General features: G+C 38.7%; 29 protein-coding genes. 4 read left to right on the forward strand and 25 right to left on the reverse strand.

Annotation, left to right across the window (positions count from 1 at the left end; genetic code table 11):
* Nucleotides 1–254: 254 nt before the first annotated feature.
* Nucleotides 255–1,136, forward strand: coding sequence for a LysM peptidoglycan-binding domain-containing protein (locus RBU59_RS04805; RefSeq protein WP_308146741.1), 882 nt, complete (start codon nt 255–257; stop codon nt 1,134–1,136).
* A 77-nt stretch (nt 1,137–1,213) separates the two neighbouring features.
* Here the strand turns inward: RBU59_RS04805 and RBU59_RS04810 are convergent, their stop codons facing one another.
* Nucleotides 1,214–1,681 (reverse strand): GNAT family N-acetyltransferase, encoded by a 468-nt coding sequence (locus RBU59_RS04810; protein ID WP_308146742.1) that lies wholly within the window; start codon nt 1,679–1,681, stop codon nt 1,214–1,216.
* Nucleotides 1,682–1,940: 259 nt separating this feature from the next.
* Between RBU59_RS04810 and RBU59_RS04815 the strand changes: the two genes are divergently transcribed.
* Nucleotides 1,941–2,303: a dATP/dGTP pyrophosphohydrolase domain-containing protein gene (locus RBU59_RS04815; RefSeq protein ID WP_308146743.1), complete on the forward strand. Its 363-nt coding sequence runs from the start codon at nt 1,941–1,943 to the stop codon at nt 2,301–2,303.
* A 576-nt stretch (nt 2,304–2,879) separates the two neighbouring features.
* Nucleotides 2,880–3,785, forward strand: a complete 906-nt coding sequence (locus RBU59_RS04820; RefSeq protein WP_308146744.1) for an Ig-like domain-containing protein — start codon at nt 2,880–2,882, stop codon at nt 3,783–3,785.
* A gap of 71 nt (nt 3,786–3,856) precedes the next feature.
* On the opposite strand, the gene RBU59_RS04825 is transcribed toward RBU59_RS04820, so the two are convergent.
* On the reverse strand, nt 3,857–4,111 hold the full coding sequence (locus RBU59_RS04825) for a hypothetical protein (RefSeq protein ID WP_308146745.1): 255 nt from the start codon (nt 4,109–4,111) through the stop codon (nt 3,857–3,859).
* 261 nt (nt 4,112–4,372) lie between these two features.
* Here RBU59_RS04825 and RBU59_RS04830 point away from each other — a divergent pair, with 261 nt between their 5' ends.
* Nucleotides 4,373–4,858: a hypothetical protein gene (locus RBU59_RS04830; protein WP_308146746.1), complete on the forward strand. Its 486-nt coding sequence runs from the start codon at nt 4,373–4,375 to the stop codon at nt 4,856–4,858.
* Nucleotides 4,859–4,930: 72 nt separating this feature from the next.
* On the opposite strand, the gene RBU59_RS04835 is transcribed toward RBU59_RS04830, so the two are convergent.
* From RBU59_RS04835 to RBU59_RS04945, 23 genes are all read right to left on the reverse strand, one after another.
* On the reverse strand, nt 4,931–5,794 hold the full coding sequence (locus RBU59_RS04835) for an N-acetylmuramoyl-L-alanine amidase (RefSeq protein WP_308146747.1): 864 nt from the start codon (nt 5,792–5,794) through the stop codon (nt 4,931–4,933).
* Nucleotides 5,795–5,796: 2 nt separating this feature from the next.
* A complete protein-coding gene (locus tag RBU59_RS04840) occupies nt 5,797–6,000 on the reverse strand; it encodes a holin (RefSeq protein WP_308146748.1) in 204 nt (67 codons plus the stop codon).
* 21 nt (nt 6,001–6,021) lie between these two features.
* The gene (locus tag RBU59_RS04845; protein WP_308146749.1) at nt 6,022–6,333 is read right to left on the reverse strand and encodes a hypothetical protein; all 312 of its coding nucleotides are present in this window, start codon (nt 6,331–6,333) and stop codon (nt 6,022–6,024) included.
* Between the two features lie 9 nt (nt 6,334–6,342).
* Nucleotides 6,343–6,759 (reverse strand): putative ABC transporter permease, encoded by a 417-nt coding sequence (locus tag RBU59_RS04850; RefSeq protein WP_308146750.1) that lies wholly within the window; start codon nt 6,757–6,759, stop codon nt 6,343–6,345.
* Between the two features lie 9 nt (nt 6,760–6,768).
* Nucleotides 6,769–7,344 (reverse strand): hypothetical protein, encoded by a 576-nt coding sequence (locus RBU59_RS04855; protein ID WP_308146751.1) that lies wholly within the window; start codon nt 7,342–7,344, stop codon nt 6,769–6,771.
* A 19-nt stretch (nt 7,345–7,363) separates the two neighbouring features.
* Entirely contained in the window at nt 7,364–8,641 is a 1,278-nt protein-coding gene (locus RBU59_RS04860; protein ID WP_308146752.1) for a hypothetical protein, read from the reverse strand.
* A 14-nt stretch (nt 8,642–8,655) separates the two neighbouring features.
* Nucleotides 8,656–9,249 (reverse strand): collagen-like triple helix repeat-containing protein, encoded by a 594-nt coding sequence (locus RBU59_RS04865; RefSeq protein ID WP_308146753.1) that lies wholly within the window; start codon nt 9,247–9,249, stop codon nt 8,656–8,658.
* Between the two features lie 17 nt (nt 9,250–9,266).
* On the reverse strand, nt 9,267–9,881 hold the full coding sequence (locus RBU59_RS04870) for a phage tail-collar fiber domain-containing protein (RefSeq protein ID WP_308146754.1): 615 nt from the start codon (nt 9,879–9,881) through the stop codon (nt 9,267–9,269).
* Nucleotides 9,882–9,884: 3 nt separating this feature from the next.
* Nucleotides 9,885–10,448, reverse strand: a complete 564-nt coding sequence (locus RBU59_RS04875) for a phage tail protein I (protein WP_308146755.1) — start codon at nt 10,446–10,448, stop codon at nt 9,885–9,887.
* Nucleotides 10,441–11,595 carry a baseplate assembly protein gene (locus RBU59_RS04880; RefSeq protein WP_308146756.1) on the reverse strand — a complete coding sequence of 385 codons (1,155 nt, stop codon included), beginning with the start codon at nt 11,593–11,595 and terminating at the stop codon, nt 10,441–10,443. The genes RBU59_RS04875 and RBU59_RS04880 overlap by 8 nt, the downstream gene beginning before the upstream one ends.
* Nucleotides 11,585–11,869, reverse strand: coding sequence for a hypothetical protein (locus tag RBU59_RS04885; RefSeq protein ID WP_308146757.1), 285 nt, complete (start codon nt 11,867–11,869; stop codon nt 11,585–11,587). Before RBU59_RS04885 ends, RBU59_RS04880 begins: the two co-directional genes overlap by 11 nt.
* A 9-nt stretch (nt 11,870–11,878) precedes the next feature.
* The gene (locus tag RBU59_RS04890; RefSeq protein ID WP_308146758.1) at nt 11,879–12,562 is read right to left on the reverse strand and encodes a phage tail protein; all 684 of its coding nucleotides are present in this window, start codon (nt 12,560–12,562) and stop codon (nt 11,879–11,881) included.
* Nucleotides 12,559–12,921, reverse strand: a complete 363-nt coding sequence (locus RBU59_RS04895) for a hypothetical protein (protein WP_308146759.1) — start codon at nt 12,919–12,921, stop codon at nt 12,559–12,561. The genes RBU59_RS04890 and RBU59_RS04895 overlap by 4 nt, the downstream gene beginning before the upstream one ends.
* A gap of 1 nt (nt 12,922) precedes the next feature.
* Nucleotides 12,923–14,161 carry a phage late control D family protein gene (locus RBU59_RS04900; RefSeq protein ID WP_308146760.1) on the reverse strand — a complete coding sequence of 413 codons (1,239 nt, stop codon included), beginning with the start codon at nt 14,159–14,161 and terminating at the stop codon, nt 12,923–12,925.
* Complete coding sequence (locus RBU59_RS04905; RefSeq protein ID WP_308146761.1) at nt 14,158–14,361, reverse strand: tail protein X; 204 nt, start codon at nt 14,359–14,361, stop codon at nt 14,158–14,160. The genes RBU59_RS04900 and RBU59_RS04905 overlap by 4 nt, the downstream gene beginning before the upstream one ends.
* Entirely contained in the window at nt 14,361–17,753 is a 3,393-nt protein-coding gene (locus tag RBU59_RS04910; RefSeq protein ID WP_308146762.1) for a phage tail tape measure protein, read from the reverse strand. Before RBU59_RS04910 ends, RBU59_RS04905 begins: the two co-directional genes overlap by 1 nt.
* A gap of 132 nt (nt 17,754–17,885) precedes the next feature.
* The gene (locus tag RBU59_RS04915) at nt 17,886–18,215 is read right to left on the reverse strand and encodes a phage tail assembly protein (protein ID WP_308146763.1); all 330 of its coding nucleotides are present in this window, start codon (nt 18,213–18,215) and stop codon (nt 17,886–17,888) included.
* Nucleotides 18,215–18,727 carry a phage major tail tube protein gene (locus RBU59_RS04920; protein WP_308146764.1) on the reverse strand — a complete coding sequence of 171 codons (513 nt, stop codon included), beginning with the start codon at nt 18,725–18,727 and terminating at the stop codon, nt 18,215–18,217. The genes RBU59_RS04915 and RBU59_RS04920 overlap by 1 nt, the downstream gene beginning before the upstream one ends.
* A gap of 2 nt (nt 18,728–18,729) precedes the next feature.
* Complete coding sequence (locus RBU59_RS04925; RefSeq protein ID WP_308146765.1) at nt 18,730–20,184, reverse strand: phage tail sheath family protein; 1,455 nt, start codon at nt 20,182–20,184, stop codon at nt 18,730–18,732.
* Between the two features lie 2 nt (nt 20,185–20,186).
* Entirely contained in the window at nt 20,187–20,519 is a 333-nt protein-coding gene (locus RBU59_RS04930) for a hypothetical protein (protein WP_308146766.1), read from the reverse strand.
* Nucleotides 20,519–20,983, reverse strand: a complete 465-nt coding sequence (locus RBU59_RS04935; protein WP_308146767.1) for a hypothetical protein — start codon at nt 20,981–20,983, stop codon at nt 20,519–20,521. Before RBU59_RS04935 ends, RBU59_RS04930 begins: the two co-directional genes overlap by 1 nt.
* Entirely contained in the window at nt 20,980–21,588 is a 609-nt protein-coding gene (locus RBU59_RS04940) for a phage tail protein (protein WP_308146768.1), read from the reverse strand. The genes RBU59_RS04935 and RBU59_RS04940 overlap by 4 nt, the downstream gene beginning before the upstream one ends.
* On the reverse strand, nt 21,585–21,905 hold the full coding sequence (locus tag RBU59_RS04945; RefSeq protein WP_308146769.1) for a hypothetical protein: 321 nt from the start codon (nt 21,903–21,905) through the stop codon (nt 21,585–21,587). Before RBU59_RS04945 ends, RBU59_RS04940 begins: the two co-directional genes overlap by 4 nt.
* Between the last annotated feature and the right edge of the window lie 8 nt (nt 21,906–21,913).

The following is a 21,913-nucleotide window of genomic DNA, read 5'->3' on the forward strand; positions in this document are numbered from 1 at the left end:
CACTATTATTTTTCCAGCAGTATCAGAAACTTTTTTAAGTAAGAACCATAAAGATTTTTCATAAAATTAACCCGCTACTCCTAAGGGGAAGAGTTTATATTCAGAATGTATCATGGGGAGGTCAGTTCGGACCAGCTCTGTTACTATTAAGGTTATACTGATAAGTGAATTTTTTAATTTACCTCTGTCCTATCACACCCCCGCATAATGCGCATATATTAAATATAAATGTTTACTCTAAATGAGAGGTTTTTATGGATATTCATGTCGTTCAGCCGGGTGAAACCTTAGGCTCTATTGCAAACCAATATGGCGTGACACAGGATAGATTAATAACAGATAATGAACTGCCAAACCCTGATAATTTAGTGGTCGGACAAAGCATAGTGGTTTTATATACAGAGGTAACACATACGGTTGTAGCCGGCGATACATTGTATGGGATTGCAAATGCCTATGATGTTACTCCCACACAGATTCTTCAAAATAACCCCTGGATAAGTGAAGCGGAAGGATTGGTTCCCGGACAACTGGTAGTTATCCGGTTCCGCAAGGATGAGAATCTTGGAAACCTTATAATCAATGGTTACGCTTATCCATTTATTGACAGGACCGTACTTAGGAAGACTTTGCCTTTCCTTACTTATCTATCCATATTTAATTATGGTTTTACCCCAGAGGGAGAACTAATTCCTCCTGATGATGAAGAGCTGATACAAATTGCAGATGACTTTGAGGTAGCTTCTTTAATGGTGCTAGCTCCCATGGATGCAAAAGGTGCTTTCAGCAATGAACTTGCACATGCCATGTTCGTTAATACAGCCGGACAGAACCAGTTAATTCAAAATATATTAACCACATTAGGTGAAAAGGGTTACCGAGGCGTGGATATTGATTTTGAATTCGTTTTGCCGGAGGACAAAGATTTATTTATAAATTTTATCAGAAATATGAAAAATGCTTTGGAACCGGCTGGGTATATATTAACCGTTGCCCTGGCACCCAAAACCTCCGGTGAACAGGTCGGACTCTTATATCAGGCCCATGATTATCCAACCATCGGCGGAATTGCAGATTTGGTACTGCTTATGACTTATGAATGGGGATATACATTTGCGCATACTTGTTACAGGTAATTAATAACGTAACATTTGACTTAAAATTGGGGCTTCGAAAATTAGCATAGAAAGTAATGATATTGCAGGTGGACCCGTTACATTATACCAAAAGGATAAAAAGCCATAGCCGTAGAAGAATCTTCAAAGCCATGCATTTCGTAAAGAGGCCTACCCATTTCAGTCGTGTTCAATAAGATTCGTTGGCATTGATATTGCTTTGCTTCTTCTATAAGATGAGAAACAATATTTGAACCAATTCCTTTTCTTCTAAAATCAGGCAGAGTATATACATTACCAATATAAGCAGTTTTTCCATTAGGACACCAGTCGTTGGGTGGAAACGAAAAGAAATTAATACATCCCATGCTCACTATATTTTGACTATTCAGAGCAATCCAGGATATAAGCGATTTATTTGTCATTCCATCAACTAAAAATTGTTTTGTATTTTCTTTCATTAGATTTCTTTGGCTATTTGATAACGCTCTCTCCTCGCAAAGCATTTCAACCCGCATATTAGTTAATATATCAATATCAGGTAAAGTGGCTTTTCTGTATTCCATAAATACTCTCCTCCCGTTTAATAATAGCTATAAATCATTTTATATCTATTATTTGACTAAGTAAACTAAAACTTGTTAATAAAAGTAATCCATTAAAAAGCATTTTTATGGCTTTTTATATGTAAAAAGGATGACTTTAATAAAATTGGAATAAATAGGTAGAGATAATCTTTTCCTGGTGGTATAATACATTTATTGATTCGCTATAGCTTTATAGAACAAATGAAAAATCATTTATATACTGTGGAGGTAGTAAGCAATGGCTGATTTAACTTTATCAGAAATAATGAATATGCAAAAAGAACTTCAAGATAAACACAAAGGTAAATGGACACCATTAACTCCTAACTATGGTCGGAGCAGTTTGCTTTGGATGGTAGAGGAACTTGGCGAGGTTGTATCTGTAATAAAAAAGCGCGGTGAAAACGCTATTATGACAGATTCATTAGTTCGAGAGGCTTTTATTGAAGAATTTGTGGATGTCCTTATGTTTATGAATGATGCACTCATGTGTTATGATATAACCGCTGAAGAATTGTCTGAAGCTTTTATTAAAAAACATTCAAAAAATATGGGGCGCAACTGGGAAGAAGAAGATGCAAAATATATTCGACGCGAATGATACTACTGTATAACATAATGTGACGTTATTACTTCGTTAACTTTCACAATAGACCTTTGAAATTATTGATGGTTTGAAGAAAATGGGTTAAGATAATAAAAAGAATTCGTCCTAGCAAAGGAGAACAAATGGCAAGATCTATTTTTGTAAAAATTCTATTAATAGTGGGTACTGTATTGATGATAATATTTATAGGTGGATTATTTTATCTCCACTATGATTATTATACGAATTCATCACCGTATGCCTCTACGCCATTATCTGTTTATTATTGGATTCATGGATTATTTTTTTTAGTTCCTAGTCTTTTATGTTTTCTAATTTCACTGATTTTAAGGGTTCACTCTAAAAATAAATGAATTTGTATGGTTAAATATATCAAATATTATATCGATGCCTAGTCAATGTTAAATACAATTATATTACGTGTCTATATCGATATTATCAGTTTAGCATGTATACCTTAATGCCTCATGCGCTCCTCTATTGCGCAAGGGGCATTTTTGTTTCGTATTGACAAATCAGGTAATTTCCCCCATACTATAGGTATTATTTTACATAGGAGGATGTATATATATGAAAAGGATATTATCATTATTTTTAATTATCATCTTAACTTTATCGTTAGCTCCATCTCAAACGCAGGCTGCTACGGTAAAGTTAAACAAAACTAAAATAACACTGAAAGTTGGTTCTACATTTAAGCTTAACTTAAGTAAAATAAGCGGCAAAAAAGTTTCATGGTCTTCTAACAAAAAATCTGTAGCTACCGTCAGTAAATTGGGAACAATAACAGCAAAATCAAAAGGTAAAGCCACAATTACAGCAACATATAATAAGAAAAAATATACCTGCGCCGTAACTGTAAAGGCAAAAGACTATTCAGACTGGGTGGAATATAGTACTGACGACTTAGATAGTTTAATGGACGGTATTCTAAGCGGTAATATCGTTTCTATTAATGGAAAATATTATTGTTCTCCCGAATACTTTGAAATGTTCTCCGATGCAGGATCATATGAATTGGATGATTCTACCGTTGATGCAATTAATCAGCATTCATTAGATCCTAATGCAAAATTTACATGGGAAGATGACACTGAAGAAAGCAAGGCGGAAGATGATGCGGCATTACAAGCAAGAATAAATGAAATACTTAAATCAGGATCCGCCAGTGCAAGCGACAAAGATAAAAGCACTGAAGAAAGCAGTGCAGAAAAAGCCTATAAGGATTTTATCGCAAACTGGATAGGTGAAACTGAATTAAAAGACAAATACCAAATAACCGTAGATTGGGATATGGATGAGCAATATATTACTCTAACCTCAGACACTGGTAATGTATACACTCTTGATGATATTTCTAATTTCTATACTATTGGAGAAGTTCAAACTTCTGGTGGTATCCAATACCGAGTGGATGATTTTTTTAATTTATATTTCAACAGAAATGATTTAATAGCTAAAGGTATTATAAAATAAAAATGAACCCCGGTCATTGTAGTGTCCTACCGTCAATTGGAACACCATAGTCATTGACCGGGGTATTTATATTATTCTAACAATCTCTTAAGAGCAGTAGCGCCTAATTTTCCATTAGCACTCCATTTATTTAATTTCCGAAACTTATTTACGGATTCCGTTGTCTTCACTCCCCACTTCCCATCTGTGACCAGTCCGGCCTTTATTTTACGATTAAGGGCAATTTTTACCGCCATAGTAACATATTGAGTTGTATGTCCAGAATAAAAGAGAGTTGTAAAATCTCCCTTGACCTGAAAATGAGGACTGTCCGGATTGGCCCCCATTTCTAACTTTAAGACCGTGATTCATGATCTTTATAAGTACCAATGTAGAATATGCAAAAAACATGTAGAATGCGCAGATATTATTGATAATATTTGGAAAATGTGTTAGGCTTGTCTTATATCAAATCACCGTACAGCATAAGTTAATCATCAGATATTATAGTATTCTCTAAATTTTTAATCCGGATGGAGATGCTTTAATATAAAGATAAGGAAGTGTAATTTATTAATTATAGTTATGTAGAAAGGTGGTTATTTATTATGAAGAAATTGAAAAAAATGTTTACCAGAATTCTTGCTCTTGTCTTAGTTGCTGTATTTTTTACAGCTCCTTCTGTCGCTCCTTCTGTCGTACAAGCTGCTACTACACCACAGCCAGTACTAATTCAAAATGAGGAGTGGCTAAAGTTCTATGAATATCAACCAACTCCAAAAACCGTAAGAAGAACAATCGGCGAAACATTACGCAATACAATACGCTCTGATAATAAGTGGTACATACCAGCAAATAAACAAAGTACGTTTTATGTATCTTTTGCTTACCCCTGCGATTATAGAATTACAATACTAAGAGATGGCGTACCTGGTGTATATTATGGTAGTAATTACTATGATTCAACATCTATGTCTATAAACTTAGATCCTTCGCCGACAAATGGATATTATCAGTTTTTAGTAACTGCTTTATCTGATGAAATTGCAATAAAAGATTACCTTGTTTTATTTGATACTGATGATACATATTAAAATTTAATTATTAATTATAGTTTTGTCACGTTTACCTAAGGCTGCCGAGAAAGGCAGCCTTATTTTTTTTTGTCACTTTAGCTTTGCTAAGGTCTCTCTTGTTCCCGATCCGACAATCCATCCGGTGTCCTTACCGTCCTGTTTCCATCCTCTGGATTCCCAGTATGATAAAACACCAATCCGAACTTTTTGGCTGTAAATGCCGTCCACCTTAAACGGTACGTACTGACAGTCCGGAACTGCTTTATTAAGCTTCTCCTGGAGCCACTTAATATCCTCTTTAGAAGAGTTTCTGGTTATATCACCCTTTGGCATCTTTACATCCTCCTTGTATGTAACACCAAAGTATTTACAGATTCCCCTGCAGCATGCTTCTGCATCGACTCTCTGAAAATCAGGATCCAGCATTGTCTTAGCCTCGGTTTGGTTGTCCATAAACCCCGATTCCGTTAGGATAGCCGGCATGTTGGTATTACGCAACACAGCTATATTAATGTCAGACTGTACGATATCTGCTTTAACACCTCGATCTGTTCTCTTATGTGTCCGTACCAGTTCTGCTTGAACCAGATTAGCGAGTTTCTTACTGTCCAACCCTGCATACTGTGAGATAATCGTTTCTATCCCATTTGCGCTACCCCATTTACCTGTAGATGCATTGTAATGCTTTGATATAAAGGCATCTGCCTTGGCAGCATTGGCAGCCTTCCACCGGTCAGTTAGTGGGACGTCTTCCATTCCAGGACTTACATTTAATGTTTTAAATCCGCACCTCTCTAAAGCTTTAATCAGGTATTCCGCTGTTGGTTTATTGAATTCCTTTTCATGGATACATTCACCTTTTTTCTTATTGAACCAGGCTTCTGGAATGGCAGGAGTCCGCTTCCCTGGTGTTTCCATACCATGACCACTATCTACTGCTATTAAATAAGACATATTTATTCACCATCTTCCTTGCTTACTTCCGGAAGACCGGCAACAGAAGTCAGTATAGAAAGAATTCCGGATAATACTGCCGTACTTGCTACCATTGTCCAATCTACACCGCCAAGAGTTGCTGTTGTTCCGATTGTTGCTACTGCCGTCTGTGCTACTGTTTTTAATGCTCTTATTCCAGCTGCTTTTAACCATTTTTTACTCATTTAATTCACCTTTTCCCTTTCTTATTTTAATCCTATCTGCACCGCTAAAAAAACAAGTACTATCGTTACGATTCCAGCTACCAGAAGCCATTTAAACTTATCCCATTTATTAATATCCTTGTTCTCAAGTTTATCTAGTCTTTCTATAGTTTTGTTAAGGTCCTCACGCATGTATTTGGTTTCTGTTGCAAGTTCCTTAATTGCTATAATGAGGTTATTGTTTTCTTTCATATCAGCTTCAATTTCATCCAGCCTTTTGGTATTGGATTTAGACCTCTCTTCAACCTTAGTTAAAGCAACTTCCAGGCTATTTACCTTTTCATCAAGTGTCATAGGCACCCCCTATAATATTTTATAATATGGTTTCTCTTCCCCTAAGAACCAGTAACGAATGTAATCATCCAGGATAATGGCAGGAAGAGATAAAAGAAACCACAAGTCTGTATATAAAAGGCATATCTGCCCATAAAAATTGTAGGGCATCCGGGAATAATCCCAGACACCCCAGCCCAAACCTATATTAACGATAAGCCCGGTTATTAACTCTAAAACAGCTATAACCAAAGCAGAGATAAACATTTGACTTATTAAAGCCATATCCCAGGAATACAGCTCATTAAGCAAACCTATAATAATAAAGCAAGTACCACCTAAAAACATCATAGACCAGTGTGAATACCCACGCCATAGCATTTCTACCATGTAGTAAGCTATACCGCCGATCAACCACAAAAATAGAGCCTTAAGTATTTTTCTCATAGGCTCCTCCTAAAATTCTATGTTTACAATCATAACGTCATCTTTGGTTTTCGCTGTATTAATATGTGCTTCTATTGTCTGCTGCTTGCTGACTAAAGGCCTTACAACGGCTTCTGCTTCAAATGCTAATTGTTGTAATTCTGCAAGCGTCCAGTCATAAGTACAAGGTTCCCCTTGGGCATTCCAACTTGGTTGATAATCTATTCCGGCTTGAATAGCAACCTGCGTGATAAGTATCATCTGCGTAAGAAGCGATTGTTTTTCTTTCGTGATGGAATAATTCTTTTTTATACCACCGTGGCATTTGGATGTGACCGGATTGTTTTCTAGATAAGCTTCAAGATTTTCTTTACTCTTTGCTATCTGATAGGCTTTCAATTCCTCTATAGTACAAGTATCCAAATCTAATGAGTTAATGTCCCAATAGATAGGTTGGTGTGGTGTTATTAAGGTATCTATCCTATTAATGTATTTTCCCTCCGGTATCTCAACCCACATAAAAGGCAGTCCTATAGGTTCATTTACATTACCTGAAGCCTGATAATATAACTTGCCTGTATTATCATAAATAATTAAGCTTTTCATTTATTTTATCTCCTTTCTACTATTCAATTGCTATCCAGTTATAAGTAAAAGTACGACCATATACTGGTAATTGGAATCCGGAACTATTAACATAAGCATTAAATGTTAAACGATAAGTTGCTGTGTCTGCATCATCTCTCATCTCAGCAATTGTATTACATACTATTATCTTAGCATCTGGATAACTTGAGAAAAGATTCATATCCCCTCTATAAAGTGTTAAACCACCTAGAGCAGAACCTGTGGCATGAGTTAATATTATTATTGAAGGAGTAAAACCGAGCCCATTAACAGTTACATATGGAACTGTTCTGCTAGTTTCTTTTTGTCCTGTATGAAAAGTAGTGGTATCTGAAGAATAAACTGTACCGCTTGCAAACCGTTTGCCAGATATAGCACTTCCCAGTACACCCATAATTGTTTTTCCATTCAATATATTAGATGGTATTAAATCTGGTTGATAACTTCTTACCCAACGAACACCTTTATAATAAGCATCACCGAAGTCTACTGATAAATATACATGAAGTGCATTAGGATCACCAGAATACGGTCCGACAGCAATTTGCGATGAATATATTTGGTCTCCATAATCCGGATTTACAATTGGAATACTTCCTGTAACTTTATTTCCTTTTACATATGCTGTCTTACCAGATAACATATCGCCTGCTACTGCATCTGCATCAGAGGTAAAGGTTCCATACATTTGCCCTGTTCCATATCCAGGATATTGTCCGATACATTGACCAGCGGCAATATTGGATGGTATTAATCCCCATAATTGCATCTTAATTTTGGTAGTATTATTAATATAACCTGTAACACCATACGAATTTGGGACAGTAAGATTTCCCATTCGGGTATCGTCTGATTGAACTTCAACAACCATTGCATCACCATGATTCGCTACAAATACAGTATCCCCGCTACGATTTGGCATAGTTCCTGTTATTTTTACTCCCTTAACATATGCTGTCATACCAGCAAGTATCTGCTCCGCTATTGCTGTGGCATCATCCGTATTAACACCGGTCTTTATCTGGTTTATAGCCGTTGCTAATTGTGCAAATGTAGCATCGGTTGGTATCGTTACTTTCGGATCCACGCCAGTAATGGCATTTTTAATTACTGCTTTCCCATTACTGGCTGACTGAAAAGCCTCGTTTGCTTTTTCGCTTATTTCTTCCAGTTTCTCATCAACGGTACTATCCCCGTGTTTCACCACAGAAGAATCCGTATGAGGATAATAAATATTCCCATTACTATCCTGCATTTCAATTTTATTGATTGACAATGTTGTCACCCCCATTATGAAGTAATTTTAAAGAATAATTTCGCCTGGGTACCGTTCGCATATGTAGTTCCGACCCTTACCGTTTCCCCTGTGTCTCCTTTAGGTCCGGTAGCGCCAGTCGCACCAGTTGGACCCGTCGCTCCGGTAGCACCCGTCGGGCCAGTCGGACCGGCTGGACCTTTAATCGTTCCACTATAGACCCATTTTGCAACGGACGCTGCTCCGGCTACTGTACAGGAATATACATATCCGGTAGATATATTTAAGTACATATCGCCGACCAATGCAGATGATACCCCGGAACCGGAAAATACCGCCGCTGTAGTGCTTGTACCTGTAATCCCTGTGCCGCTATACCATTGGCTGCCTCTCTGCCCTGTTGCTCCCGTAGCTCCTGTAGCTCCGGTTGCTCCTGTGTCTCCTTTTGGTCCGGTTGCTCCTGTATTACCTTTTGGACCTTGTAACGTACCAGCATCAAGTTTCTGCTGAAAAGTTTCTCCATCATCAAACTTAACTGCATCGGCACTGGTTAATACATCAACTTCTTTTAGTACTTCTCCTGTTGATCCATCCAATAACTGAACTCTAACTTTTTCTAACGATGCCATATTAATATTCCTTTCTTCTATTCTTCTATTTTAAGCCCCATGGTAGGGCTTACTACAATATTGTTACTCACTCCCTGGTTAACGGTATCCGTTATCTTAAAATACAGGGTATTTTCTTTCCGGTCACTTACTTCCGGCAGTTTATCCGATATGACGATTTCCCATTTCTCAGCTACATCCGCTTTCGTCGCAAAAAACAGGGATTCATTTATGGTTGCCGTTACATTGGCTGCATCCCCTACTATGGCCGTAAGATTAACGACTTTCTCAATTATCTCCGAAGACTGCGGCGGTATATACTCCGCAAGTGTTCCTGCATTACCATAACAATAAAGGATTTCACCGATATCCGGATCTTGGGCGAACAATCCTATCTCCCGCCAATAGAAGCCGGTACTGATATCCTGATTCGTAAAAGTTCCTTTTATCTCTGCATAATTCGTATTCCGTCTTATGTCAGATATGGTCAATATCACTTTTGGTTCGATCAACTTGGTTAGTGTAATTTGATTCTGCCCTCCCAATGTCCCGGAACCCATCGCAATCTTTGTAAAATTTAAGGCCGCACCTGCTAACGCTTTCGCCTGCAGGGCACGACCCTTTTCCGTAAATAATATTGTACTAAAGCTCAACCCTTATCCCTCCTGTCTAAATGTAATAGATTCACCGGTATGTAAGAAAAATCCGTAGTAGGTATTCATTACTGCACTTAAGGCGATTTCAACCGTATCCAGGATAGCAGTTTTCCTCTTGATCTGGCTGATAACGGTACGGAATTCCTGGATGGTATCCCCGGTGATATTCGGGTTTGATGTAATGATCTTAAAATGATGGGGCGAGCCATCATAATCATACCATTCATTCACTTTCCCTTCTCCGAATAATGTGGTAACAAGTTCTTCCACTGCTGCGACCGTACCTGCTTTTTGGTACCAGATTAAGGTATTGGCAACTAATTCCCTTTTAATTTCTACAGAGAGTGACGTGGAATAATACTGTGTCCGAAGTTCTGCTGCCAGGTAATCCAGTAGGCTTTCATCGACTTCCATAAGGTTTGACCAAATCGCTATCTTTTTGCACCGATTAAGTATTTTCTGCACCTGCTTATCCACCGCATAACAAAAAGCCTGTACCTTGGGATCACATTTCGTATGGGGCGGTACGATGTCCACCAATTTACTTTCATACAAATCAATCATCTTCCATCCCTCCATATACCAGGGCTACCTTGCTTTCGATTGCTATAGAGGTATCATTGATATTGGTAAAGGTTGGATTGGTAAGCTCTGCCCTCTTAACACCGGACTTCATAAGCAGGTACTGAAGATAAAACGGGTTTAAATCCCTGCCTATCTTCTCTTTCTGCCACAACCGATATTCCTGTATGGCCTGAAGAACCGCACTCTGTATTCTTTCTATATTAACTGCATCACTTCTATTAATATAATAAGTTCCGGTTATGTCATAATTCACAACCGTTGGTGCTGTGACTATGACCTTTTCCGTTAAGGGTTTAATATTATTGTTCTGCAGATAATCCTGAATATCCTTTAGAAAACTACTATCCGGGATTTCTCCCTCTTTTTTTAATAGAATAATTTGCACCACATCATCTTCCGGCGTAATTACCTTTACATCGGATATGAACGAGCTGCATTTCTTAACCCAATAGATATAGGCATCTTCCGGCCCGGTGGTTGAATATCCACTAGGCGAAAGATAAATCTTTTCCCTGAAATCATCATCTGACATAATATCCTCACCGCCACTGGAGGCAGCTATATTCTTTACGGATTCTATATAGGGAATCGGTTCGACTAAAACATTGATCTGCCCGATCACATATCCATTGCCCACGGTACCTGTCACCTTACAAATGGTATTGACAGTTACTTCGGAAGTTCCCGGCGGGATCTCTGCATATTCCTGTGTCTCAAAGTATACCCCATCCCCTGCGGTCACCTGGGTTGCTTGGGGGATGGCTACGACACTTGTCTGTAATTCACTTAACGTAAAGGTCACCGGGCAGGTTGCCGCTTTCTCCTCATTCATCTCCACTCCTCTGGCAGCACCCAGATTCAATAAATAATCGCCGGAGGAATATTTGAGTAAATTCATTTTCCCGGCGCGGTCGATGTATTGACAAACCTGATAATTTTTAAGTGCAACAGCATTAAGCAGAATCCGGTATTTATCGAATTCTCCTAACACTTCGTATTCACCGGTTAATTCATTATATTTTTCCTGAAAATCGCTTATCATTTCTTCCAATAACGTGTCCGCGGTCAAATCATCAATAAAGCTGATCTCCGGCAAATCATAAAGTTTCTGAATATCATTCGCCACGGCTTACCACCACCTTTGCTACTAATTTGCCGGCTTCCACGGAAATAAACTCAATATCCGTTACTTCCAGGTCCAGATATAACCTGGTCTTTTTAATAACCTCAACGGAGAACAGATTCTTTGCCATATCAGGCGGCATACTTAGGAAAGACATATCCAGGCCTTTCTCTCTCTCCATAGGGATAGTGCCAACCGGCGTATCATAAAGATTCTTTAAACCATCGATTTCCTCCTGGGATATATCTTCTGACGCTTCAATTCCTACTTCATACATAAATACCTCCTATTTGTTTTTGCCCGGATTAATCCATGATCCGGGAGAGCCTTTCACTTTTGTTACATTTACCATGCCATTGGCCAGGTTAAAAACATAATACGTTCCCGGATATACTTTACCGGTCCGGTTGGTAGCTTTTAAGTTCTTGGCTTCCATGGATGTATAATAACCGGTCAGGTGTGTTACCACCTTGTATGTTCCTCCTACTTTTAAACTGCTTGCAGACACCTTTTTGTTGGACAATAATTTCTTAGTCTTTGACGTTTTCGTGCTGCTTTCTTTCTTCTTTGGAGCATCCGTTACATATTCGGATAAGGTTATGGAAATGTCGGCGGTTAAAAGTTCTCCCTGATTCAATAAGTTTTTCCAATCTTCCGAGATATTGACTATCTTCCATTCGTATTTCCCAACCTGCTTTCCACCAATCACAAGGATATCATGATGACCGCTTTCTAATAAATCGCCCCACTTTTCTATCTCTGCTCTTGGTTTCACCCCAAGGCCGACATCCAATTGAATATCCAGCGTGATTGTTTCCAAACCGGTTCCTGTAAATTCAGAGACAGGTTTATTATTATAACGTTCATGCTCTTTCCACTCTGCAGTTCGGGTGCGTTTCATATTGCCGAAAGAATATACCTTTTTACTGCTTACTGCAAATGTTATTTTTCCGAAACTTCCAACACTCATGTCTCACCGTCCCGCGTAAAGTTTCCACGAACTACGATGTTTTCCGCCTTTATAGTTAAGGTCTTGGAGCTTTTATCATATTCGATATAAGCATCCGTATCATAGTCTTTCCGGATGATATTTTTATCACCGCGCTTTGGGATATTATTTTCATTAAAGGGTTTGCCCAAAATAAAACCTTGGGTATTGTCAAGGAAAACCGCTAATACCATATCTCCGATATCCGGAGGATTATATTCAAAGCTTAATAGCGGTAAATCAAAGGATACGGCATCATCCCGGTCCTCCTGTACAATCTTAACGGTTCCCTCTTTATAATTAATATTGGTTACGGTTCCCCGCCTTATTAAATCATTCATTTTATCCACTCCCATTCTTATTCGGATTGATCCAGGAACCCGGCACCCCTTTGACTTTTGTTACATTTATCATTCCATTTGAGGTATTGTAAATGTAATAGGTTCCCGGATATACTTTCCCGGTTTTCTTCACTGACTTCTGGCTCTTTGCTTCCTCTGCGGTATAATATCCGGTAAGTTGGGTTATGACCTCATACTGACCATCTTTGCCTGCTGTGGTACCTGTCGTTTTGCTATTACCTGACACGGCATCTACCATATGCATTTGCAGAGTGACTGTGTAACCGCCGCTTAGGGTGTGAACTGCCTTATCAATGTAATAGTTACCGTTAAACTTTCCAAAACCGGTTATATTAAAACAAGTACCGGCAATGTATTTAATATCTCCCTTAAGAGTCAGATTTATCGTTCTTGCATCTTTATTACTTTTCCTTAATTTTGCCTTTGCTTTTATCTCTGCATCCGCCAGGCTGTCGGCCTTTTCATTCAGTTTTAGAATCCGCTTACCTTGAGACTGCATGTATTTATAGGTATAAGTTTTATTGGTTTTCGATACAGTGTATTTCATGATGACACCGTGATATTTTCCTACCAGGGTGCCGTTTAATGTGTAGTTTTCACAGTCCTTTTTATCTATTGTACCTACCGCTTTTTTCTTCTCGTAGGCTGTCTCACTGAATATGACAAGCTTGGAATTGTAGATTTTCATAGCAAGTCCATAACTATCACAAAGCCGGAATAAGAAAGTCATGTCTGTTTCGTTTGATTGTTCCAGCTTTTCAATCTTATAGATATCAGCATCATAATGGAGGCTTATGCCTGCGGATTTGGCAATAGTGGAAGCGATTCCTTTGGTCGTGGTTTTACTCCAGGACTTGCTTTTTGTTGTGGATGCGAAGTCTGTATCGATTGGGCAGGATATCGCATTCAGGTTGTAGACATCTGGTGGCCCATTAAAGGTAAAATCATCGACCATAAATTTACCGCATTTTAATCTCCTATTATCACCCTGAAAGTTCCAATCCTTTACCTGTACGGAAGCTTCCATATAATCTTCCTCGACCGGAAACCAGGCATTGATCCATTTATGTTTTTCTTCGGACAAAACAATAGCGAGTGTATCGGTTTCCCCACTCGCTACGTCCGTATATGTAAAGCTTTCTAATTGATCTGTGATTGCTGCTGTAACATTTTTACCGTTGTAAGATAATTCTAAGGCTGTTCTCCTGGGTGTGTTCATCCTTTCCTCCAATCCGGTAAATCATCTGTCTCTTCCTCGTTCAGCTCCGGTACAACAATTTCGGTACCGGCACTAAAAATGAAGATATCCAATAGGTTAAAATTGTTCTGCATAAGGAGGCCGATCTGTTTGGACGTCCCATAAACTTTATAGGAAATCATGTCCCAGGTATCACCTTGTACTGTTATGTATATATCCATCATCTGCCTCCCATACTGGTTCTTGTTATTTCCTTATCATACCTGCTCATATATGATTTAAATTGCGCGTAACTGTCATTAATTGCTGTCTTAACTTTACCAAGGTCAGCTCCACTTTCCACTGTGATATGATTTTCAATCGTTATGGTAGGTGCATTGGTTACACTGCTGTCTGTAGAAGTATTATTCACTAACTGCTGATAAGAATTCGGTATAGATATACTTCTGCTTTTATACTCATTGTCCAGATCAAACATACCAAGAATCTGACCTGCCATCTGCCACAAACGTATGGCTTCTGAGGAACCATCTAAGGGTATTGCTGCTTCCGGACCATCTTCGGCAAACCACGCAACGTGAGGGGTGTCAAAGATTCCGCCATCTTTATGTCCGGCCAGTTTATTTGCTTTGTCAAATACCGTTTGAAAGATACTCGTGGAGGTAGTTTGTCCTGACAATTTTATATTGACAGGAACATCCGCATTTACGCCCTTTTCCAATTCTGTTTTCACAGTATTTAAGATACCATTTGCCGTTACTTGTAGTTCCGGTATTTTATACCCCATGCCATCAACGATTTCCTGCCCTACATTTACCCCGTTGTTATATGCCTCTTGTGTTAATTTAACCTGTTCCGGAGAATCTGCAATTTGTGCACCTATCATCTTTAAAATAGAATCTGTATCCCCTGTTAGGGCTCCAAGGCTTGCACTATCCAGCAGTCCCTCTGATAACCATTCTGGAATGCTTTGACCGTTATTAATATAATTGGCCCTTAATTGTTCCAGGCTTTCCTGTGTTGGTAGTAAATTTTGAAATAAAGCCGAGATATTTGCTTTCTCAGTTTTATCCAAACCATCAAAGTCCAGCAGTTCATCATAGAGTACCGGAAGCATCTTACCCCATAACCCATCTTGTGCCACATTTTCCATGGATTCATTAACCGTGTCATTCAGGTATTTTTCAAATTCCGGCATAGCCTTACCGATTTCATCCGAATAAGCGTCCAGAATTGTTTGATACTGAAAATGAAAAGACTTTACTTCTAATTCTCCGACCTGATTCCGGTAACTATCTTTCGCCATGCTTACAGCATCGTTATATTCCTGTTCGCTGAGTCCTCCCTTGTCTTCTCCTAACTCATAGGCTGCTTTATACGACTGTAATGTACTTGCAAGTGCTTCCGTATAGTCTTGCTTGCTTTTTTCAACCTGCTCACTTAATTCTGCCTGCAGGTTTTGAAAACTCTCCGGTGTCAGCCCGGTTCCGGTATATTCCGTTCCAAGGGCTGTCATTTTTGCTTCAAATTCAGCATTGGCTATCTGTTCATTAATATCAGCCATCTGCTGCATGTAATCCGATATCACTTTAGATTCATCGATGGTCAGTAACCCATCCGAAAATGCCTCGTTCACAGCTTTCTGCAAGTCTTTCCCAAGTCCGCTTATTTTGTCATAATTACTATCATAGAATGTCTTCATTTTGCTCTGGATCTTACTAGCGGTTTCACTGCCGTCAGTAAACAATTCCATATTGATATTGAGCTTATATCGATCCTCAAGCAAAAGATTCTGTGATTCACTAATGAAATTGGTTATATCTGATATGTACTGTGATTGATCCTCTTTGTCTAACTTTAATCCAATACTGACCTTCCAGTTAAATTTCTTTAATGCAGCCATGGTATCGTCCAGTGAATCTTTAATCGTATTAAGACTTTCTTGTGAACTTAGGGACTCCGATAACTTACCCATATTGTCATTGTGAATGATATCGGCTGCAATCGCATCCAAATCTTCCAAAGATAACGAAATATCACCAAATCTGGACGCTAAGTCTGCTGCCCGTAATTCTTTGTTTGCACTTGATATGCTTTGGGCAAACAGGGCTACTCCACCGGCAACTGCACCTATTGCAAGTGCCCATGGATTGGTTATAACGGTTGATAATAGTTTTAAAGGTGAACCGGCTGCCTTTACTCCCTTTACAATTTCCCCGATATTTTTCCCTAACTTATATGTAACAATGGCTCCGCCGGTGGACTTTAAGAAATTCGGGATTAAATCCGGATTATCATCCAAGAGATCAAATACCGGTTTTAATCCGGATAAGAATTCCTTACCTCCCTCTGCAAAAGATTTCATTTGATATACAGCGTTGGGTAAAAACTCTTGAAAGGTATCGGATATTCCTGCCACTGCATCATTTATAATCGGTGCATTTTCTTCTGCAAAATCCCCGAACATCTTTGCTAAATTACCGGTTGTCTCAGAAGCCAGGGTGGAAAGCGGTAACAGAGTATCCCCTATCTTTATCTGCATGGCCTTTATCTTATTATCTCTTAAGATATCTGTATTGGCCGCGGTAGAGGAAGCAGAGATATATTCCTGTTCCATACTTCCTGCATATAGGGCAGAGTCACCAACTTTATTAAACTGTTCTTTTAAGTTATCCAGATTTGCTACCAATGGCGCTATGGAAGATAATGATTCACTTCCGAATAAATTCTTCATGACTGAAGTCTGTTTGTCTTTATCCAGTTTATTGATTCGTTCCAGAACATCCAGGATCGTTCCCTGGGAATCGGTCTGCATCGCTTTGGCAACCTTACCGGCTTCCAGTCCTAATTCTTCAAATGTCTTAGCCTGCTTTTTTGTCGCGCTTTCACCAGATACCAAAGCAAGTGAAAAATTCTTGATACCGGTTGCTGCTACTTCAGGAGCAACCTTGGTCATGGAAGCGGACAGTGCAGCCACACTTGCCGCAGAGATTCCGGCTGTATTGGCCAAGGCACCCACTCTGGTTACGACATCACTTATTTTAAGAGCATTTTCCGACGTTGTGTTTCCCAGGTAGTTTATCTGGTCAGCTAATGTAACAACACTGCTCTGATCTAACTTTAGTGCAGTTCTCCAGGCTGCCATCCAGTCCCCGGCCTGCTCTGCTGTGGTATCAAAAGCGATGCCCATTTTGGTGGCATCCTCCGTAAATTCGGCAAGCTCATTTTTAGCAATATTGGATTGTCCGGCTGCTTCCATTATGGCTGCGATATCTTCGGCTGTCTTCGGCAAGTCTTCACTCATATCAAGAATGGAATCTTTCATCTCGTAATACGATTTGGTTACTTTTCCATTCTCATCCTTAAGTCCATCTACGACTTTCGCTACACCGGCCATAGAGGTTTGCATTTCTTTTGAGGCTTCTGTCGTTTCATCGAACAGGTCTTTTATCTTAATGGAAGCAAAAGCGGTAGCTGCTATACCCGCTACCGCTTTCACAGTTGACCCAACCGTATCTAATTTTCCATTGATTTCGCTGACACTTTTACTGAGGGAATTATCTACCTTACCGCCGATCGCAATCTGGAGTTCATAATCCGTTCTTTTTGCCAACTGCTTTTACCTCCTCTGTGATTTCAAATAATTCTTCGATGGGAAGTTTTCTTAAATAATCCAGATTAACATTTAATCTGGACATGGCCAGTCTGGTACAGATCTTACTTAATATTTTGCCGGTTCCGTACTTTACACCCTTCCGTAGAAAAAACGGTATACTTCCTTTTTTATCTTCATGGCTTCTTTCGCCGGAAGCTTTCCGAAGAATTCAAATGGCTTATCGCTTGCGATATGGGCCAGAATCAAACTGTATAATAACGTTGTTTCCGGATTAATCGAAGTTCCGCCTGTTTTCAGATACATATTTTCTGCGGTTAACAAGTCATCCGTCGACAGATCATCCAGACCGGACAAATCAATTTCTTTATATTCCATACACTCAAATAGATAGGGAGCCTTGAACTGTATTACATGTACCTTAGTTACTGTTTCTGTTGTTGTCATTTCTTTCTCATTCATTATAAATTAGCCCTCACTTTCGCAAACATATCTTTTCCATCGACGATGTAGATATTATTGAATTTGTCATATTCCAGACAAACCTCATTACCGATAATAATTTTTATATAAGTCATTTCTTTTGTGATACTTGAGTTCATTAATTTGGCCTTTTCCAAAGAGCCTAATTCATACTCTGTAGTTATGCCTCTTAAGGTAACAACCATGCTGACCGTATCCGCTTTGCTTGTCTCAATCTCCCTGGTCTGAATACTTGCGCGTAAGATAATATCTTCTTCTCCTGCTACCATGGCAAAATAAGAGTCTTTATCTATCATGGTAAAAGGTATTTTAATCTTCTGGGACGCCACATGTCCTATCACCGGTGCATCATATTCTCCCGGCATACCTGCCAAAGACATGGTATTCGTAATGTATTGGAATGACGGAAGTTCTACCGCTCCTGTGGTTCCAATGATTCTATTTGTCCCATTATATACGTTATAACTATGTATTGCTTCAGGTACTATCATACTTATTCACCTCCTAATGCTGTGCTGTTCAGCGTTGGATCAAACTCTGTTTTTGTTTCTATTACCTTGGCCGGAGTAAAAGGGGAAAGCTTTCTCTTAAAGCTGATATGGCCATCCAATATTTTGTCAACCGGATTGTCTTCTTTACTGAAGCTAATACTTCCACCTGCGATTCTGCCTTGTGAAGCAAGTGTAGCTAAAATCAGGTTTTCAGAATTAACTACTGCTTCTATTAATTGATAATTTGCAGGATTGTCCACTCTGTCAAAGAAATTTAACTTGAACGTGTTGTCCTGGTAATTATAAACACGTCTGCAGACGATAAACCGGTCTTTTACGTCCGTGTTGCCGGGATAACATCCCATCTCATTCCCCCAACTCTTCCAGCCATTCATATTTAAAGCAGTCATAATACCAGCTGCATTTATATCATTGGCTTCTGCCATGTCGAAATAAATCTCTTCTCCGCCCTCAAGACAAGTACCATCAATCTCAATTTTCTTATTGGATGGTGAGGCATAAGGCCCGCCATTAACATTATCAGTACTTGCAATGACACAGTCTATAATGGCAGATAAGAACAGCTCATATCCGTTTTTTATTACCTTGGGATAACATGGAATGTTATATTTATCATCATAACCATTCTTAACCTTATACTCCAAAAGTTCACCGATGGAAGTAATTACTTCGGTGTCTAAGTCCGTAATCGTGATAGCATAATACAGGCCATTCATTAATTTAGCTTTTACGCTTAACATAGCTGCGACCATAGGAATATGTGACCAGCCGGGCGCAAGTAATTGACAAGGAACTAACCCCAGTAAGGGCTGTACCATATTAATGCACTCTATTCCGCTTCTTTTCCTTGTCTCCGTATTAAATCCGCCTATAATATCTGCTGTTGTGACTAATGACGGATCAATCACGGAATAACCTACCTTTAAAGTTGCTGTACTTCCTATGGCACCATCCGGTATCATCGCAATCATCACTGTTCCATCTTCCAAGAACGATGCAATATAATCATCGTTTTTCTTATAAGTAACCGCTCCATCCGAAGATTTAATTACTATTTTGTCTAACAGAATTCCTTGTACTTCGATGGATATTTTTCCATTAGCAACCGTGAAATCACTAGCTGCAATATCTTTCTTATGTTTTGCCGGATCCAGTACATTAACAACCACTAAAGGTGCCATTTTAAATAAAATAAATCTGGCATAGATGCTTTGGCAGATTGTATAATTCTTAAAGTCATAGGAAAATCCAATCTTTTTCGCGACCTCATTAAAGTTTTGTATCAGTATCGGCACATTGACAGCCCCATATGGATTACTTAACAGATTAACCGGGGCGGTGCCAATTACAACTCCTATAGCACTTGCAATATTGGCCGGTTTTGGTATCTGGGTAGCAATTTCACTCGATATAATGCCATGTTCATAATTAGACATCACTATTCTCCTTTCTGGATTTTAATAAAAGTGAGGTTTTCAATCGTCCCTTTTATCTGAATATTTTTCTTTGTTTCTACTAATTTCTCAACAGGAACGATTAACCTCTTAACCTCTTTATTCTGCTGAGAGTACTCACTTAACTTTTTAGGCAGCCCATTATTATAATGAGCGAATTGGGCAGCAACCCCTTTTATGGTTGGCCCACAATAAACAAGAATTTCTGTGTTACTTTTTGGCTGCTTGCCTGACTTTCTAACAGCTTCCTCTTTTACCTCAGAAGTTTCATTTACGGTTTCTTCTACTTTCTCAGCTGTTTCATTTGATTTTTTCATTAGATGAATTCTTCCTCCTCTTGTTTCATTGTTTTTAGTTTCCAGTTAGTTTCGGCCCCTCCGATATATTTTGGGAAAGTATCTTCATCCTGAATCACCCATTTGAAAGGATATTGTATTTCATATCGATCATCTATAAATCTCTTATGAAATAGATGCTCATAAATAGTTGTTAGGATATTAATTACTTCCATATCCCCCTGGGCATTTTCATTGGAATCATAAATACCAACTACCAGGTAGATCATAACATTATGCTCTTCCTCATTTGGGACTTCTCCCTCTTCCAGACAAACCAGAATATAAGGAAATGGCCGTTTATCATCTTCTTTTTTCCGATAGGGAAGATGCTGTGAAAATACATTAATGTCTACAAACTCATTTTTTGAGTTATATAACTTATACCCTTGAAAGAGTTCTTTCATTTCTTTCACCAGAGCCTGTTGTAAGAAAAACGGAATCAATTATGCAGCCTCCTTAATTCATATTCGATTTCATGATCTACTCTTTGCCTTAACATTTTCATTGAATTCTTACTGATTTTTGTATAAACATCATCGCTTTTAATCATCTGTGGAACGGAAAGGGCCAGTTTCAACCAATTCTTAATATTATTATTTTCTTCTCTGGTTGCTCCCTCCGGCCTTTGTAATAACTGCCCTTTCGCATAAAACATTCGCTTTACTCCTTTAAAAGAACTTTTTCTTAAAACCCTGGCTTTATATACGTTAGGACTATATTTTCCTTTTTTTAATTTCTTTCTGACTTTCAAAGGAGTAACTGCCTTCTGCTTACCATCACCAAAATCAGCCAGAGCAAAAGAAGTACCTTTCGATTTGATGAAAGCAGTCGGATTATTTTTCGTAGCTTTTATCGTTGAGAGTGAACCCTTAACCGTTTTTTTATTAATAAGATAACGGAGACTTACCTGCTTCGCTATATCCGTTTTGGTGGTGCTTAAAGTACGGTTTATCGCTCTGTACCGGATCACATATGCCCTCTTGGAAAACTCTCCTAACCTGGCTTTAATATCCACAATATCCGGAGCTTCAATGTTAATTTCAATCAATCCTCATACCACCCAACTATAATTTTTAAAACATCTCCATTACTAGATGCCCCTATTACCTTGTACATATTATCATCTATTTCCATCAGTGCATTAATTGCCGGTTTACTCCCAATATCGCTTGTCTTAGCGTAAAACAGCAAAACAGATTTATATATACCGTCGTAATCAACATCTTGGGTAACCTTTAGTTCTTCCAGGGCATCCTCATCCATTATGATTGGCATTTCGACGCCATCAATAATATGGATTTCTGCAAACTCATCCAGGTTAAAAAATACTTCCAAATCATCCTCTAATGCTTCTTTAAAAGTCATCCTTACTC

It is taken from the genome of Anaerocolumna sp. MB42-C2, assembly GCF_030913705.1.
In the GTDB taxonomy this organism is placed as follows: domain Bacteria; phylum Bacillota; class Clostridia; order Lachnospirales; family Lachnospiraceae; genus Anaerocolumna.